The sequence below is a fragment of the Agarivorans sp. DSG3-1 genome (assembly GCF_046774965.1).
In the GTDB taxonomy this organism is placed as follows: domain Bacteria; phylum Pseudomonadota; class Gammaproteobacteria; order Enterobacterales; family Celerinatantimonadaceae; genus Agarivorans.
In genome coordinates this window covers 2366882-2384159 of the sequence record NZ_CP177241.1, presented here as the reverse complement: position 1 = coordinate 2384159, position 17278 = coordinate 2366882, and the positions used below count along the sequence as shown (strand labels likewise).

The window sequence follows — 17278 nt, the reverse complement described above, 5'->3', positions numbered from 1 at the left end:
ATTGGCCTAAAAACCTTGAGAGTTATATCTGAACTGCATTAAAAGAACATTTCATGATTTCCCTAGAGCAAGGTTATTGGCCCGATTAACAGAGAACAATAACTATGAGTAAACACTCACGCTCTAATGAGCAACAATATGCCAACCCCATTCCTGATCGCGACGCCATCATTGCGCTGCTCGATCAACAAGGAAAACCGCTTAATCGCGAACAACTTGCCGCAGCCCTAAACCTAAGCTCAGAAGAAGACTTAGAAGCATTGCGCCGCCGCTTAATTGCCATGAGCCGCGACGGCCAATTGCATAGCGACCGTAAACGCAACTACTGGCCAGTAGACGACAGCGAATACTTAGTAGGCCGCGTAATTGGCCACCGCGAAGGTTTTGGCTTTTTAAAATGCGAAGGCTACGACACCGACTTTGTTTTGCATAGCTCGCAAATGAGCAAAGTATTTGATGGCGACATCATTCAAGCTTTGCCAAATGGTTTTAACAACCGTGGCCGTGAAGAAGCCCGCGTGGTTAAAATTATTGAGAAGAATACTCAACACATTATTGGCCGTTTTGTAGAACAAGATGGCCGCTACAGTGTTCAGCCCGATAACCAACGCATTACCCAAATTATTGATGTACCTGCGGCGCAAACCCTAGGTGCCAGCAACGGCCAATACGTAAGTGCCGAGCTCATCAGCTACCCGCACAAGCGTGATAACGCCATTGCCCACATTAGTGAAGTCATTGGTGATCCCAATGCGCCGGGCATGGAAATTAATGTTGCCATTCGTACCCATCAGATTCCCTTTGAATGGCCAGAAGAAGCGCTGGCTCAAGCGGCTAAATTAGCCCCAGAAGTGGCCGAGCAAGACAAACTGCACCGTGTAGATTTACGCGATACACCTTTTGTCACCATTGATGGCGAAGACGCCAAAGACTTTGATGATGCGGTTTACTGTGAAGCAGGCGCAAACGGTGGCTGGCGTTTATCGGTAGCCATTGCCGATGTCTCCCATTACATTCAGCCAGAAACCGCCTTAGATATTGAAGCGCAAAAACGCGGCACCTCGGTGTACTTTCCTGGCCACGTAGTGCCAATGCTACCCAAAGCCATTTCAAACGGTTTATGTTCGCTTAACCCTCAGGTTGACCGTTTAGTAATGGTTTGCGAAATGAACATTGATGCCCAAGGTCAGCTGGCCAGTTACCAGTTTTGCGAAGCGGTGATTCACTCACATGCCCGCCTCACTTACACCCAAGTGGGCGCAATGTTAGAACAAGCCAACTCGGCGCAAGGCCAACAGCTGTGTAAAGAGTTTGCCAAGGTACTGCCACACCTACAAGACTTACACCGTTTGTATGGCGTATTGAAACAGGCGCGTGAACTGCGCGGTGCCATTGATTTTGAGACCCAAGAAACCCGCTTTGAATTTAATAGCGAACGAAAGATTGAGCAGATTGTTCCGCTAGTACGCAATGACGCCCACAAGCTGATTGAAGAATGTATGTTGTGCGCCAACGTTGCCACGGCGCGTTTCTTAGAACAGCTAAAAATTCCGGCGTTATACCGCGTACACCAAGGCCCTAAAGAGAAAAAACTCAAAGGCTTGCGTAGCTTTTTAGCCGAACTAGGTTTGAACTTAGGCGGTGGAGACAAACCTACGCCAGCAGACTACAACAAGCTACTTAGCAGTATTGGTGAGCGAGAAGACGCCAGCATTATTCAAACGGTGATGCTGCGCTCTATGAGCCAAGCTATTTACACCCCAGAAAACGAAGGCCACTTTGGTTTGTCTTTTGATGCTTACGCACACTTTACCTCGCCAATTCGCCGCTACCCCGATTTACTGGTACACCGCGCCATTCGCTCGATTATTCGCAGTAAAGAAAGCGGCAGCATTTTTAAACGCACCTTTAAATCTTTAAGCGGCAAAGGCCTAGATCCGGTTCGCCGCGTAAACGGCGCAGCGCCTCTTAAGCTAGCAAACAGCTACCCATACGGCCCAGAGCAAATGTTAATGCTGGCCGACCACTGTTCTTTAGTGGCTCGCCGCGCCGACACCGCCAGTTGGGACGTAGACGCTTGGCTTAAATGTGAATACATGCAAGACCAAGTAGGCGAAAGCTTCCAAGGCATTGTAAGTGGCGTAAACAACTTTGGTTTGTATGTAGAGTTAAAAGATATGGCAGTAGAAGGCGTGGTGCATATCTCGTCACTGGCTGGCGACTTTTATAACTTCGACGCAAACAAACAACGCTTAATTGGCGAAAACAGCCGCAAGAGTTTTGGCATTGGCCATGTGATTGAGGTGAAAGTCGCTCGCGTAGATATGGAACAACGCAAAATTGAGTTAGTGCCAAGTGATATCGCCAGCGCGAGCAACTTCAGCAAACCCAAGAAAAAAGCCAAAGCGAAAAGCAAAGCAAAAAAAGTCGCTTAAAGGCTTTATCTCACTAAGGCTAGAAATGGCCTTAGTGGGTGATTTTTCTGCGCTATCAAGTCATCGGGCAGTATTAACGCCGTTTTAAGCGGCTATAAATAGTGAGATACGAACAAAGCCAACTGTGTTTTTTGCCCGACTTAAAAACTCTTGTTATGTTTTGACTTCAGCGAATGCTTGAATAATAGTTTTTACATCTTTCAAGTTTTCTAGAAACCAGTAATCACGCTCCATATCCTGACCATCCGGTGCGCCTAATTCACTTTGTAGATTTAGCAAAGAAATTACTTCTCCAGTAGGGTATAAACGAAACTTTTCACTATAGGCTCTAAACCATAAACTCCCGGCTCGCTTTTTAAGGTTAGTGTGTGAAATTTTGAAGCGCCCACCTTTATTTTCCTGAACACTTAAATTCGAAAACTGTGAAATGTACTCTTCAATATCATGTGATTTCATATTTACTCTCAGTAAAAATATAACAACTTATTAAAAAGAAAATTTCCTTTTATCACGCATTTAGTGAAACCCAGATTATCACCTTTCCTATGCCTCACCAGCCATCCAGATCAAAAAGTAACAAAAACATCAGCACCAAATAATACGAGAGTTTGGATGAAGAAGGCATCGTGAAAAGCGGTATTGATACAGCGTATGTTTACCGCTAAAACCAAGCACCACTATGCTCAGGTTTATGGTGAAATGTAATAGTGAGTTTACTTTGGCAAGTGCAATAAATTACGTAACTTGAAGTGTTTTTTCATCATTGATCTGGCTCTTAGTCTGCAGGTTTTTCACTACCTTACAGGCCAAGCCCTTGGCAAACTGATGCTGAAGATGATTAGCAACGCTTGGAGCACTTAATGCTAAACCGCAGCCCTCAGATTGGATTACTTGTACTACTCAGTAGCAGCTTATTCGCCTGTGGCGGCGGAGGCGGTGTTAGCCCCCAATCGGAAGGGCCTAACCAGCCAGCACCCATTACTTGGCAACTCTCGTGGAGTGATGAGTTTAACGACAACCAGCTAGATTTGAATAAGTGGACCTTTGACATGGGCAACGGCTTTATGCTCAACGACCAGTACATTTCAGGCTGGGGAAATAACGAGCTGCAAGCCTATACCAACAAGGCCGCTAATGTGCGACTCAACGGCAATGGTCAACTGATTATTCAGGCACTAGTAGAAGGCAGTAGCGACCAATACGGCAATTACAATTACAGCTCTGCCCGTTTAAAAACCCAAGGTTTATTTGCCCAAGCCTATGGCCGATTTGAAGCGCGTATTAAATTGCCGGTTGGCCAAGGGCTATGGCCTGCCTTTTGGTTAATGCCGCAAGACAATGTATATGGCACGTGGGCGGCCTCGGGCGAAATAGACATTATGGAGGCGCGGGGTAGCAACCCTTCACAAGTAAATGGCACCATTCACTATGGTGCACAATGGCCAAATAATACCTACTCGGAACGCCATTACCTATTTACCGACAGCGATATTAGCGAGTTTCATGTTTACCGAATCGACTGGACGCCTCAGGGCATATATTGGTACGTAGACGACCAGTTGTACGCTAGCCAAAGTTCTTGGTATACCCAGGACCACGCCTTCCCTGCTCCCTTCGACCAAGATTTTTATATCATTATGAATTTGGCGGTAGGCGGCAATTACGATAGTAACCCGCAATCTAACCAAATATTCCCCGCCCAAATGGAAGTGGATTATATACGGGTATACGAAGCGCTTAACTAGAGTTAGCGCTCCGACTTAGATGATTGTTAACACTCAGTAGCAGATTGATTATGGATAGAAGAAGGCTGATATTTGGCTGAGGAAATGGGCTGAAATGTCATTCCAATAGCGCCAAGTGTGGCCGCCTTCTGCTGTGATGTAAGTAAATTCAACCTTATGGTTTTCTAGCTGCTCCACCAAACGCTGATTGGTTTGAAAACTGGTATGGTCATCTTCACCGCAGTATAAATACAAGGCTGGCTGCATAGTAAAATTCTGCCAAGTAAAATCGCGGTAAATGCTCATATCAAAGTAGCCGCTCAAAGGTACCGATAAACCAAACTGCTCTGGGTATTTATGCGCTAAATAAAATGCCCCTGCCCCACCCATAGACACACCGCTAATCGCACTATTTTGCGCGCCTGGTTTAATTCTGTATTGCTCACGAATACTCGGTAGCAGCTCTTGCATAATAAGCTGCTCGTATTCGCCAGTGTAATAGCTCTGCTCGCCAGACGGCATTAACAATATGAAAGGTTTAATCGCTTGTTTGGCGATTAAATTATCCATAAGGTTCTGGACTTTGCCGTCCACCAGCCACTGCTGGTAATTACTGCCATAGCCATGCAACAACACCACTAAGGGATAGCGTTGCTCGCTAGCATGGTAATTGGGCGGCAGGTAAACCGCATAAGGGCTGGCTTTATTAAGCGCGCTGCTGGCGAACCTTGCATTAACTACCTCACCATGAGCAATCTCTGGGTTAGCACTAAGCAGCGGCGACTCTTCGCCAATCACCAATACTGAGTTAAATCCGCCTCTGCTGTCATCTACTGCGCGCTCGTTGTTTTCGTCGGCTATCCAATTGCCGTCTATCACAAACTTGTACTGCCAAGCACCTGGCGCTAAATATAAGGTAATTGACCAGCTACCATCGCCATTCGCGTTCATTTGAAATACATCGGGACGCCAGTCGCTCATTTCGCCGGCTAAATACACCTGCTCAGCCTGTTTAGCCATTACCGTAAAGGTATGTGCGGTGGAGTTTTCTACAGGAGAAAGTAGCGGATGAGGAGGCGTTAAATCAAACTCGCCAAGCTCGGCACTGGCGGCTTCTTGCTCGGGCAATATTCGCCCTTTTACAGTGGTTGAGCCCGAACAATAATAAGCGCTGTTGCTCCACTCCCACAGGTAGGAGCCAGTAATCTTCCCATCGAGTATTTCAGCTGTAGCCGAAGCGTAACTTAATTCCCCACCATCAATCCGAACACTAGGTACAGACCAAGTGATTTGCTGGCCATTAATATCACCTGTTACGCCACTATCAATACTCAGTTCGCATTGCTGTTGTTCCACTACAAATACTTGCTTTAGCTGTTTGCCAAAGCCATTGCAATCACTGTCATCAACCTCTAAAAAAAGCTCCCAAGTGCCAGCGTAATTAGCGCAAGCTAACCCATTCTGTTCAGAGGCATCGTTGCTAGAAGAAGGAGCGCTGCAAGCCCCCACCAATAACACACTAACAAGAGGCAAGGTTAAGGCTACTAAGCTATGTCGTTTCATCTCAATCCCTAAGTATCACTGCTCGGTGATCACTAATAAGCGTTGTAAATTTAATCACATACAAACACAGCACTATTGACAATAAAAGTAATTGCGACAAGTGCTGTGATAATAGGCACAAACTGCTAATAAGACCGATGAATAAACATTAACGGGTGATTGAGTCATCACTTTTGATCTCATCAAGGCTTAGGCAACAAACTGCTTATATGGTCTTGCAGGTAAGCCATAAACTGCTGTAGCCGCGAAGAGTGTTCGATTTTAGGCGGGTACAGCATCCATACTTGTCGTGGCTCAACCTGAAAATCGGCCAGTAACCTCTGCAATCGGCCTGCCTGCACATGCTCCCAAACTAAATGCTCAGGTACTCGAATCACGCCCTGCGCATTTAAAGCCGCTTTAATGAGAATGTTATTGTCGTTCACCGCAAACCGCCCTTGGGCTTCAAACTCTTGCACTTTATTGGCTTGTTTAAATGTCCAGGTTCGCCAAGTAGGAAAGGCTAAGCACTGCAACTGGTTTAAATCGCTAGGCTGTGTTGGCACAAAGTGCTCTGCTAAGTATGCAGGGGAAGCACACACCCAATGGCAATAAGGCATTAGCGTTCGCGCCACCATATTTTGTGGCGGTTGCTCGGTAACTCGAATGGCTAAATCGAAATTACGCTCATGTAAGTCTTCTAGATGATGGCCAACATCAATTTCAAAACTTACTTCGGGGTAGCGTTGATTAAATCCATTACATACCTCAACCAAAAACGACTCTGCAAAAGCGGCTGGCGCGGTAATGCGCAAAATACCCGCGACATCTTCGCCGCTGTGTTCTAGCTCTCGCTCTAGATCTAACAAGTTATGATGCATGGCTTGCGCCTGCAGAAACACCTTGTGACCTTCGGTGGTCAATCGCACACTGCGAGTGGTTCTAATCAACAGTTGGGTATGTAAATCTTGTTCTAAGCTGCGAATTTGCTGCGATAAGTAGCTACGAGAAATATCAAGGTGTTCAGCGGCCTTAGAAAAGCTCAAGTACTGAGCCACTTCATAAAACAACAACAAGCGTTCTAACTTTTTATGATTCTTCGACATCTGCTTACCTACTTCGCTGCATCAACTTGTCCATAATAATACGCAAAGTAAGATTTTTTGTTTGATATAACAAACAGTATTTTTGCTTTCACCCTCTTTTTTCAGTGGCTTTATTAACTCTATACTTGAGCCAACAACTTTGATTAAGTGGGTATAAAATGGAATATCGTCGATTAGGCCAAAGTGGCCTGCAGGTAAGTGAATTTGGCTTAGGCTCTTGGGTTACTTTTGGCAAACAAGTGGACTTATCGGCCGCCAAGCAAATTATGACACGCGCCTATGATGCTGGAATAAACTTTTACGATAACGCCGAAGGTTATGAAAGCGGCGAAAGCGAACGCTTAATGGGACAAGCCATAGAGCAACTGGGTTGGACACGCGATAGCTTTGTGGTTTCAAGCAAAGTATTTTGGGGCGGCGATAAACCTACCCAACGTGGACTAAGCCGCAAGCATGTATTTGATGCCTGTCATGCAGCACTTAAACGCCTGCGAGTAGATTACCTGGACTTGTTTTACTGCCACCGTCCAGACATTGATACGCCGATTTACGAAACGGTTCGTGCCATGCACGACTTGGTTAGCCAAGGCAAAGTAATGTACTGGGGCACCTCTGAATGGAGCGCCCAGCAAATTACCGAAGCATGGGCAGTAGCCAAAGCAGAAAACTTACATGCCCCAGTGATGGAGCAACCGCAATACAACATGATGGTACGCGACAAAGTAGAAGCAGAGTACTTACCGCTGTATCAACTGACCGGTTTAGGCACCACTATTTTCTCGCCACTGGCCAGTGGGTTGCTCACAGGTAAATACCTAAATGGTGTGCCTGATAACAGCCGCTTAAGCTTGCCTGGCTATGAATGGCTGCGCGATATGTTAATGGGCGAGAACAACAAGCTAGAGCAGATAGCGCAACTTAACCAATTGGCAGAAAGTCTTAACATGCCGTTACATCACCTAGCCTTAAATTGGTGTTTGCGTACGCCACATGTGAGCAGCGTAATACTAGGAGTGTCTAAGTTAGAGCAGTTAGAAGATAACCTTAAAGCGCTAGAGCTAAAACAGCAGTTAAACAACGACGTATGGCAGCAGGTTGATAACATTTTAGCTAATAAACCCGCAGTGCCAGAGCGCTTTTAATCTATCGATAAGGGGATTTACCTTTTATCACATTAGAGCAAAAGCTCTATCACAAGCGTGTTGCTCATGAATATTACCGTGATCACAGCCTTGTGAAAAAACAGCTGAAACATTGAAAAAATATAAGAACTTTTTGTGACGCTAGGGCTATACTGATGAAAAGGTGATTACACCTACAAAACAACAATAGTACTAAACGCATAATCTGATCAGGGGCCTTAATGGCCCCTTTTATTTTGCCTAAACAAACGCTTAACTAGCTCGCTTTACTGATCAGCGCTTTTCGATATTCCACGATATCTTCAATGCTTAATACTGGCATGGCATGTTGCTTAGCAAAGGCGACAATCTCGGGCAAACGCGCCATGGTGCCATTTGGCATAGTCACTTCGCACAACACGCCAGCAGGCGTTAATCCTGCCAAGGTCACTAAATCCACAGTACCTTCGGTATGGCCGCGGCGTGTTAACACTCCACCGGGCTGGGCACGCAGCGGATAAACATGACCTGGTCTGGCTAAATCGCTGGGTTTAGCGCCTTCGGCAATCGCGGTTTTAATGGTAGTTACGCGATCAGCAGCCGACACTCCAGTGGTTACGCCTTGTTTGGCTTCAATGCTTACGGTAAAGGCCGTACCAAATTGGCTAGAGTTATCACTGACCATTGGCGGTAAATCAAGCTGTTTGATTTTGTCATCGTTTAAGCACAAGCAAACAATGCCGCTACATTCGCGAATCAGCATGGCCATTTGAGCATTGGTGAGAGTTTCGGCGGCAAAAATTAAATCGCCTTCGTTTTCGCGGTCTTCGTCGTCAACAACCAATACCCCTTGGCCTTGGCGTAAGGCTGCAAGCGCGGCGTCAACTCGTTGGATAGGATTGCCATATTCGGCAAGTAGAGACTGATTCATGGTTTAAATCCTTAAATTACTACATTAAGTTTTCCAGAATCAGGGCGTGCAGGAATAGCACCTCACCGTAAAGTGAAGTTTTTTATCGGCATTAAACCACACTCAGCCACAGGCTAAGTGTTCTGTTCTAACCAGGTTAAAACAAAATGATAATGCTTGATTCTCTTCCATCCGGACTCATTACAGCCAAGCTGTAAATTACCGTCGGCTCTGGACTAATCGCAATAAAAGTATTGCTACGTCACCAGATCTGCTGACCCCAACTACCGTTGGGCGCTCGCGGGCTTTTAGCCATAAACACAACTAACTACCGCCGGTGGGGAGTTACACCCCGCCCTGAGAATTTGGCTGTTTCTGGTATAGAAACAGCCACGCTATGGTGCCTTTAATTTGCGAGGAACACAATGCAGAAAAGTACTCGTGATAAGTAGCTCTCATCAGTCCCAGCCATAGCCTTGCGGCGCTAGGGCTAAAACCACCCTATTGCCTGGCAATTCACTTTTCCAAAAAAACGAGAAGGTTTTTCTAAATATTCTGCATCCTTTTCGGTATTCATCCGTGTTAGTCATATACCCTCGAATTGGATACTGAAAGATGGAGATTTTTACTTGGTTGGCTGACTGGCTAAGTTATTCCGTATTTGGGCTAACACCCGACACTAGAGTGGCCAACGGCCTGCATTTTGTTATTGAAGACACCAGCAAGATTTTAGTGTTATTGGTGCTGTTGATCTACGTTATCTCTTACTTACGCGCCAGCCTTAGCGTAGATAAAGTACGTAACTACTTGTTAGGTAAACATAGAGCTTTGGGTTACTTATTAGGGTCTACTTTTGGCGCTATCACACCGTTTTGCTCATGTAGCTCTATCCCGCTGTTTATGGGATTTGTTTCTGCCAGAATTCCCATTGGGGTGACAATCGCATTTTTGATCACCTCGCCGCTGGTAAATGAAGTAGTGGTGATTATGTTAGGCAGCATTCTCGGTTTAAAATTCACCCTTATGTACGTGGCCATTGGTATGTTGCTAGGCATGCTGGCTGGGGTAATGATGGATATGCTTAAGGCTCAACGATGGTTACAGCCCTTTCTTGCAGAGGCCTACCAACAAGCTGAAAACAGCAATATTCAAATCGCAGACGACACACCCGTTCCCTCGGTGACGCATAAAGATCGCCATTACTTTGCCGTAAACGAAACCAAAACCATCTTAAGCCGCATATGGAAGTGGGTGATTATTGGCGTGGGTTTGGGAGCCGCTATTCATGGCTTTGTGCCTGCTCAATGGTTTGAGCAAAACTTGGCTAACGGCCAATGGTGGACCGTGCCACTTGCCACGCTTAGCGCAATTCCCATTTATACCAATGCATCCGGCGTTGTGCCTATCATGGCCTCACTAATTAATAAAGGAATGCCAATAGGCTCCACTTTGGCGTTTTGCATGGGAGCAGTGGCGGTAAGCATTCCCGAATTGATCATGCTCAAGCAAGTGATGCAAATACGCTTTTTAGGTGCAATTGCCGGCTATTTACTGGTGGCCATATCCATTACCGGTTGGCTATTTAACTATTACTACTAAACAACTTCCAACAACCACAACAAGGAACACATTATGACAACGATTCAGGTATATGGCTCAGGCTGTAAAAACTGCGCAACAACAGCAGAACGCATTTTAGAGGTAGCCAACGAACTCAGTTTAAACGTTGATCTTGAAAAAGTTACCGATTTACAAAAAATTATGGCCGCTGGGGTATTAACTACGCCAGCCCTTGCCATTGAAGGGCAAATAAAACATAGCGGCTCAGTACCGTCTGTTGATCTAGTGCGTGAGTTATTAAGCAAGAATGCTGTAGCGTAAAACTAGCAACAACTTACTAAGCCGCTGGTACAAAAACTTAGGCGGCTTAACCCTATTGCGACAGAGAGCAACATGAAATGTTTAATGAAGGCCTGGAGCGAGGCTGAACCCTTGCTCTATGGCTGGTTAATAAAGCAAACCAACAACCAGCATGAAGCTGAAGATATCATGCAAGAAGTATTTTTAAAGGCTATGAGCAATAGTGAACGTTTTTGCAAACTAGATGATGGTAAAGCATGGTTATTTAAAATCACTAAAAACCATTTCATTGATAAGCTACGCCAAAAGCTGCACGCCACCGACATTAGCGACTTATCCGCTTCAGACAGTGTTGCACCTGTGATGTCCCAACTACAGCACTGCCTGCCAAAAGTGTTACCTAAGCTGTCGGACAAAGACCGCGATATTATTGAGCAATGTGCTCTTAATGGTCTTACTCAGCCTGAATATGCTAAGCAGCAGCAACTTAGCCTACCGGCCACCAAAGCCCGCCTGCGCAGAGCTAGAATGCAACTAGAGATCGTATTAACCACCGAATGCAAAGTGAAGCGAGATAAAGCGGGAGTTTGCTGCTTTAAAAATCTTAACGATGGAGCGGGAGAGTAAAATAGGCTTTGAAGCAATCGCTTGCCGAAATGTTGTTTCAAGTAGTCGACCAGCAAACTTGGACAAAGGAATAAAAACAGGGCCCGAATAGAGCCCTGCTACTGTAGTTACTTAGGCATCAACACCGTATCAATTACATGAATTACACCGTTACTTGCTTTAACATCGGCCGCCACTACTTTGGCATCATTTATCATTACCATTTCGCCATTAGTGCTAACGGCTAACATTCCTCCCTGAACGGTTGCTGCACTATCAATGGTTACTACGTCGGCTGCCATCACTTTTCCCGCTACAACGTGGTAAGTAAGAATAGCGACTAGCTTGTTTTTGTTTTCAGGTTTCAACAGCATTTCTACTGTACCTTCGGGTAATTTAGCAAAAGCCTCATCAGTGGGAGCAAATACGGTAAATGGGCCTTCCCCTTTGAGGGTATCCACCAATCCACCAGCTTTAACAGCAGCAACGAGTGTGGTGAAGGAGCCATTTTCAACTGCTACATCTACAATATCTTTTTTCATTCCATGGTGGTTAGCATGGGCGATTGTTGAGAATGTCACTGCAGCGATAATAAAAGTAAACACTTTTGCAATTCGTTTTAACATGGTTTCTTTCCTTTCAGCTTTGCGTGCGTTGGGTTCGAGATTTGTACGGCCAAGCTATTCGCTTGGATCACATTTCGCAGTAAAGCCCACTCCGCTTACTCATGCAGTAAATACTCATCACTCAACAACAACGCTAATAAATTCAATAGCCTAATATAAACACCTCCTCAGAAACGTAGGTTTAAAACTGTCACCCTCCCTCAATCGAATGTTTAATAACTGTCACAATTTGGTCATCACACAGTCACATTAGGTACACAAAATGCCCTGCAAGATTAATCAGCGAATATAGGGATATATGATGATGCTCAAGAAGAGCTTAGTTTCACTTGCAGTAGTTTCTTGCCTGGCATTAGTAGGTTGTAACGGCGATGATGGTCAAGCAGGCCAAGCAGGCGCCGATGCAGTAACAGGTATTTCACTTAGCCCTGTGGGCCGTATTGTGCTAAATGCTAACGGCGCGGCAGAAATTGTGCAGTATCATGCTGCTAGCCAAACCATTTATGCCATCAATAGTTCTGACGATAGCGTTGAGATGATTGATGCTTCTGGACTATCTTCTGAGGCTCTTACTGCGCCACTTAGTGATAGCAACTTAAACGCCACCGCGCTTACGCTACCAACCGAAGCCAACAACGTTGTCCTTGGTGGCGCAAATAGCATTGCAGTTAGCGGCGACTTAATGGCTGTTGCTATTGAAGCCGATGACCAAGCCAACAATGGCTACATTGTGTTTTACAAAGGCTTGAATGCTGGCACTCCGGTATTTTTAAACGCTGTAGAAGTGGGCAACCTTCCAGACATGGTGACCTTTACACCCGATGGCAGTAAAGTACTTGTGGCAAACGAAGGTGAGCCGAGTAAAGATTACAGTAATGACCCAGAAGGTTCGATTGCTGTGATTAACGTAACCGACGGCACCCCAGCCGACACTGCTACGCTTATCGACTTTACCGCGTTTAATGGTATGCAAAACGAGTTGGAAACCAAGGGCATGCATTTCCCTAACCCAGCTGGCCGAACCTTAAACGGTCAAGTCATCACGACCACCGTTGCTCAAGACTTAGAGCCTGAATACATCACTACCACTAATCAAATGGCCTATGTAACGCTTCAAGAAAACAACGGCTTAGCCATTGTTGATTTAAGCGATAACAGCGTAAAAATAATCGGTTTAGGCTTTAAAGATTGGGCCGGCTTGAACTTTGATGGCAACGAAGACGGCAGCGTAAGCTTTGGCCAATACGACGGCCTTTACGGCGTATACATGCCCGATACCATTACTTCATTCACTTGGAATGGCGCACCATTTTTAATCACCGCTAATGAAGGTGATGCACGCGAGTATTTCTTTGATGTTGCCGACGAAGCTGCATGTATTGCTGCTGGCGGCCAAGACTACGATGAAGACGACGGCTGTTTATCGTTCTCTGAAGAACTTAAGCTTAAAAAGTTAACAGCGGCGGCAGGGTCTAAATTAGAGGTTCTGCAAGCGGGTGGCGAGATTGATGGGCTGCGCGTAACCAACATGCTAGGTGACGACAACGGTGATGGCGAGTACGAAACTGCGTTTGCTTACGGTGCGCGTTCATTCACTATTTGGGATCAAAACGGCACGGTGGTATTTGATTCAGCCGATGACATTGGCCGCATTACCGCTGCCATTCACGGCAGTGCGTTTAACAATGGTGATGATGAAAACGAAGGTGACTCTCGCTCAGAAAACAAAGGCGCAGAACCAGAAGCGTTAACCGTAGGCATGGTAGGCGACAAAACCTACGCGTTTATTGGTTTAGAGCGTATGGGCGGGATTATGGTTTACGACGTAAGCAACCCGTATAACAGTGCATTTGAAAGCTATGTAATAAACCGAGATTTAACCGAGGGCCTAGAAGCCGGAGATGGCATTGGCGATTTAGCACCAGAGAGTTTGGTATTTGTTGCGGCTGCCGACAGCCCAACCAATAAGCCCTTGTTGCTAGTAGGTAATGAGGTGAGTGGCTCTCTGACAGTATGGGAAATTACTGCTCAATAACGGGCGGCTAAATCTACACGTTGCACTTGATCTTATAAATAGAAAAAGGAGCCTTTCGGCTCCTTTTTTATCAACAATGTTGAGCTCTATACTCTGCGATACGGCAGGTAAATAGGCTCCCACATATGCTGGGCGATTTCTTGATCGATGTCTTTACCACTCAAGCAACCCTGTGGATCGGTTTCTTGAATTTGCTTCAAAATGGCCTTGGCCACAAAACCGGAAACATCTTTTAACTCGCGCATTCTTGGGAATACACAGCCGCTGTCTAGATCTTCTTGCGAAACATATTCGGCTAAAGCAAAAGACGCAGTAGTGAACATTTCCATGGTGATTTTACTCACACCCGCCACAATCGTAGCCAAACCCACCGCAGGGAAAATGAATACGTTATTACCTTGGCCAATACGGTATTGCTTACCGTTGTAGTCTACGTCGTCAAACGGGCTGCCGGTGGCAACAATGGCTTGGCCATTAGTCCACTGGTAAACATCTTCAGGCAAGGCTTCACAGTTGTCGGTAGGGTTAGATAGTGGGAACACCATTGGGCGCTCGGTATATTCCAACATCTTTTTCACATGGCTTTCTTTAAATGCACCACCTACACCACTACAACCTAACAGCACGGTAACGGGCGTATTGTCGATAAGCTCGCTTAAGCTCGCTTTACCCTCTTCGGCAAGTGACCAGTTTTGGGCTAACTCAAACGGTTTTGCGTAACGTTTTTTGTATTCGTCTAAATCTGGGCGATTATCAAATACCACGCCCCGTGAATCGAGAATAAAGATCCGGTCGCGTGCTTCTTGATGATTAATGCCTTCTTTTAGCAAGCCAGCAAAGATTTGATCGGCTACGCCAACGCCACCAGCGCCAGCGCCGTATACTGCGTACACTTGCTCGCCTAGGGTTTCGCCTTTAATTTTAGTGGCACCAATTACACCGGCTAATACGACCGAGCCTGTACCTTGAATATCATCATTAAACGACGGTAACTCGTCTTCATACTTAGATAAATTGTCGAAGGCGTTAGATTTACTAAAGTCTTCCCACTGTAATACCGCTTCTGGGAAGTGCAGTTTAGTTTGTGCCACAAACTTCTCAATAAACTCTTGGTACTCTTGTCCACGCATGCGCTTTTTAGGCAGGCCAAGATACATTGGGTCATCAAGCAAATCTTGGTTATCAGTACCTACATCTAATGCAATCGGCAAGCAACGCGCTGGGTGGATCCCTGCACCCAAGGTGTATAGCGACAATTTACCAATGGGAATCCCCATACCACCAATGCCTAAATCACCTAAGCCCAAAATGCCTTGGCTGTCGGTAACTACAATAATTTTAATGTCTTTACCCGCAAAATGACGCGCCATATCGCCCATTTGATCGACGTTTTCTGCGGTAATATAAAGACCACGGTCTTTTTGGTAGCGGTGGCTAAATTCCTGACAGGCTTTACCTACTGTAGGCGTGTAAATAATTGGCGCCATTTCTTCAATATGACGAGATACCAATGCGTAAAACAAGGTCTCGTTGCGGTCTTGTAAAGCACGCAAGTATTGGTATTGCTCAATATCACTACAAGCACTAAGAAAACCTTGGTACACGCGCTTTAGCTGATCTTCGAAGGTTTGTGGTTTTGGTGGTAACAAGCCAGCCAAATTAAAGGCTTCACGCTCTTCATATGTAAATGCAGAACTTTTGTTTAACGTGCGATCGTTAAGCAATGCGTTACCAGAAATAGAAACCGGACGAAACTCGTTGCCGTTTTCATCTTTCCAACGTAAATATTTGCCAATAGCCATGGCGTCCTCCGAGACAGCGCGTAATAAATTTAATCTAATCCTAAATGATAAATGATCACGCCGAATCTGTACGCTATTTCATTAAAAAATCAGGTAAATTTCTCTGTCAGTAGCTAAACCCATTGGTTCTAAGTTATTACAGTGGCTTTTTATCTGCTGGCCACTACACCAAAACTCTCTCTGTGGGATACAATTAAGCATCTACCACATTGAATAACGTCCCACATTGAAACAATCATCCTTTGAAGTAAAACGCGATTTCATTATCAAACTTGGCAAAGCCTTACATAAATACGGCACGCCAGCTTTTCGTATGGAGTCTCACTTGCGCAACGTTGCCGAAACCATGGGCTTAGATGGCTATTTTTTAGTCACCCCTACTTCACTTACCTTTGTTCTATGGGCACCCGATGATACTCAAGAATACAACTATGTAATGCGCGTAAAACCAGGTGAAATTGACTTAGGCATGCTAGCGCGCACCAACCAACTCGTGGAGAAAGTGACCGCTCAAGAAGTGAGTTTAAGTGAGGCTATAAGCCAACTAAACACACTCGCCAACCAAGCGCCAATGCATACACCTTGGACCATGTTGTTAGCCTTTGCGATAACCGGTGGTGCGTTTGCCATGTTAATGGCGGCCACTTGGAATACCATTATCTGGTCTAGTTTACTGAGTGGGATCTCTTTTTATCTAGCCCATCGCGCCGAGCACTCGCGCGGCGTACACGAAGCGTTAGAACCCGTGGCAGCATTATTGTGTGCCTTTATGGCGGTAGCCATAAGCCAAATAGTGCCCGATATAAATATCCCCATTTTAATCCTTTCTTCTATCATCATTTTTGTGCCTGGCTTGTCCCTCACCTTGGGCTTAAGTGAACTGGCTGCGCGTGAGTTAATTGCCGGCACAGCGCGAGTAATGGACGGTGTAATGGTGCTGTTTAAGCTCTATTTTGGCGCAGTATTAGGCATGGCCTTTGGCGCGTTAATTTGGGGGCAGGTTGACCTACATGTCATAGAAGTGAGCACCTGGTGGATTAAGTGGCTTGGCGTATTTTTGCTATCTTTGGGCTTAAGCGTGGTGTTTAAGGTAAGACCAAAGGATATTCCATGGGGAATATTATCAGGGATTATTGCTTATTCTGCCGCCTTTGTGGGTAGTGCTTATTTAGGCGAAGCCTTAGGGCCGTTTATTGGTGCGTTTGTGGTGGGAGTGTACGCCAACTTATTCGCTAAATTCACCAAATCTCCTGCCTCGGTGGTATTGCTTCAAGGCATTGTATTATTGGTACCGGGCAGCAAAGCCTACATTAGTTTGAATTCAATGGTGCTGGGGGAATCAATGGTAAGCATTCCCAATATTGGTTCACAAACATTTTTGATTTTCATGTCGATTGTTGCGGGTATTTTGTTTGCAAATGTAGCGGTGCCACAGCGTAGTTCTTTATAACAGGCAAAAAAAAGCGCTTAAGCTAGCACAGACTTAAGCGCTGGAAAAACATCGAGGATTT

14 protein-coding genes and 1 riboswitch are annotated in these 17278 nt (G+C 45.5%); of the genes, 8 read left to right on the top strand and 6 right to left on the bottom strand.

Going from position 1 to position 17278, the window contains the following annotated elements; translation table 11 throughout:
* The first annotated feature begins 104 nt into the window (after nt 1-104).
* Complete coding sequence (gene rnr / locus ACLD71_RS11135) at nt 105-2435, top strand: ribonuclease R (RefSeq protein ID WP_411994793.1); 2331 nt, start codon at nt 105-107, stop codon at nt 2433-2435.
* Nucleotides 2436-2588: 153 nt separating this feature from the next.
* Here rnr and ACLD71_RS11130 read toward each other — a convergent pair whose 3' ends face one another.
* Nucleotides 2589-2891 carry a hypothetical protein gene (locus tag ACLD71_RS11130; protein WP_411994792.1) on the bottom strand — a complete coding sequence of 101 codons (303 nt, stop codon included), beginning with the start codon at nt 2889-2891 and terminating at the stop codon, nt 2589-2591.
* 404 nt (nt 2892-3295) lie between these two features.
* Between ACLD71_RS11130 and ACLD71_RS11125 the strand changes: the two genes are divergently transcribed.
* Nucleotides 3296-4180: a family 16 glycosylhydrolase gene (locus tag ACLD71_RS11125; protein WP_411994791.1), complete on the top strand. Its 885-nt coding sequence runs from the start codon at nt 3296-3298 to the stop codon at nt 4178-4180.
* Between the two features lie 48 nt (nt 4181-4228).
* On the opposite strand, the gene ACLD71_RS11120 is transcribed toward ACLD71_RS11125, so the two are convergent.
* On the bottom strand, nt 4229-5722 hold the full coding sequence (locus ACLD71_RS11120; protein WP_411994789.1) for an alpha/beta hydrolase-fold protein: 1494 nt from the start codon (nt 5720-5722) through the stop codon (nt 4229-4231).
* Between the two features lie 182 nt (nt 5723-5904).
* Nucleotides 5905-6807, bottom strand: a complete 903-nt coding sequence (locus ACLD71_RS11115; RefSeq protein ID WP_411994787.1) for a LysR substrate-binding domain-containing protein — start codon at nt 6805-6807, stop codon at nt 5905-5907.
* 158 nt (nt 6808-6965) lie between these two features.
* Between ACLD71_RS11115 and ACLD71_RS11110 the strand changes: the two genes are divergently transcribed.
* The gene (locus ACLD71_RS11110) at nt 6966-7949 is read left to right on the top strand and encodes an aldo/keto reductase (protein ID WP_411994785.1); all 984 of its coding nucleotides are present in this window, start codon (nt 6966-6968) and stop codon (nt 7947-7949) included.
* 256 nt (nt 7950-8205) lie between these two features.
* Here the strand turns inward: ACLD71_RS11110 and ribB are convergent, their stop codons facing one another.
* Complete coding sequence (ribB, locus tag ACLD71_RS11105; protein ID WP_411994783.1) at nt 8206-8859, bottom strand: 3,4-dihydroxy-2-butanone-4-phosphate synthase; 654 nt, start codon at nt 8857-8859, stop codon at nt 8206-8208.
* 155 nt (nt 8860-9014) lie between these two features.
* Nucleotides 9015-9207: riboswitch (FMN riboswitch) on the bottom strand.
* A 246-nt stretch (nt 9208-9453) separates the two neighbouring features.
* Between ribB and ACLD71_RS11100 the strand changes: the two genes are divergently transcribed.
* The 3 genes from ACLD71_RS11100 (at nt 9454) to ACLD71_RS11090 (ending at nt 11325) form a co-directional block, all read left to right on the top strand.
* A complete protein-coding gene (locus ACLD71_RS11100; RefSeq protein ID WP_411994781.1) occupies nt 9454-10437 on the top strand; it encodes a permease in 984 nt (327 codons plus the stop codon).
* 33 nt (nt 10438-10470) lie between these two features.
* Nucleotides 10471-10719 carry a thioredoxin family protein gene (locus tag ACLD71_RS11095; protein ID WP_137672084.1) on the top strand — a complete coding sequence of 83 codons (249 nt, stop codon included), beginning with the start codon at nt 10471-10473 and terminating at the stop codon, nt 10717-10719.
* A gap of 72 nt (nt 10720-10791) precedes the next feature.
* A complete protein-coding gene (locus ACLD71_RS11090) occupies nt 10792-11325 on the top strand; it encodes a sigma-70 family RNA polymerase sigma factor (protein WP_411994778.1) in 534 nt (177 codons plus the stop codon).
* A gap of 107 nt (nt 11326-11432) precedes the next feature.
* On the opposite strand, the gene ACLD71_RS11085 is transcribed toward ACLD71_RS11090, so the two are convergent.
* Nucleotides 11433-11930 (bottom strand): fasciclin domain-containing protein, encoded by a 498-nt coding sequence (locus tag ACLD71_RS11085; RefSeq protein ID WP_411994776.1) that lies wholly within the window; start codon nt 11928-11930, stop codon nt 11433-11435.
* A 298-nt stretch (nt 11931-12228) separates the two neighbouring features.
* Here ACLD71_RS11085 and ACLD71_RS11080 point away from each other — a divergent pair, with 298 nt between their 5' ends.
* Nucleotides 12229-13965, top strand: a complete 1737-nt coding sequence (locus ACLD71_RS11080; protein ID WP_411994774.1) for a choice-of-anchor I family protein — start codon at nt 12229-12231, stop codon at nt 13963-13965.
* Between the two features lie 86 nt (nt 13966-14051).
* Here ACLD71_RS11080 and ACLD71_RS11075 read toward each other — a convergent pair whose 3' ends face one another.
* A complete protein-coding gene (locus tag ACLD71_RS11075; protein WP_137672088.1) occupies nt 14052-15767 on the bottom strand; it encodes an NAD-dependent malic enzyme in 1716 nt (571 codons plus the stop codon).
* Nucleotides 15768-15993: 226 nt separating this feature from the next.
* Here ACLD71_RS11075 and ACLD71_RS11070 point away from each other — a divergent pair, with 226 nt between their 5' ends.
* Entirely contained in the window at nt 15994-17217 is a 1224-nt protein-coding gene (locus tag ACLD71_RS11070; RefSeq protein WP_235836154.1) for a threonine/serine ThrE exporter family protein, read from the top strand.
* Nucleotides 17218-17278 lie beyond the last annotated feature (61 nt).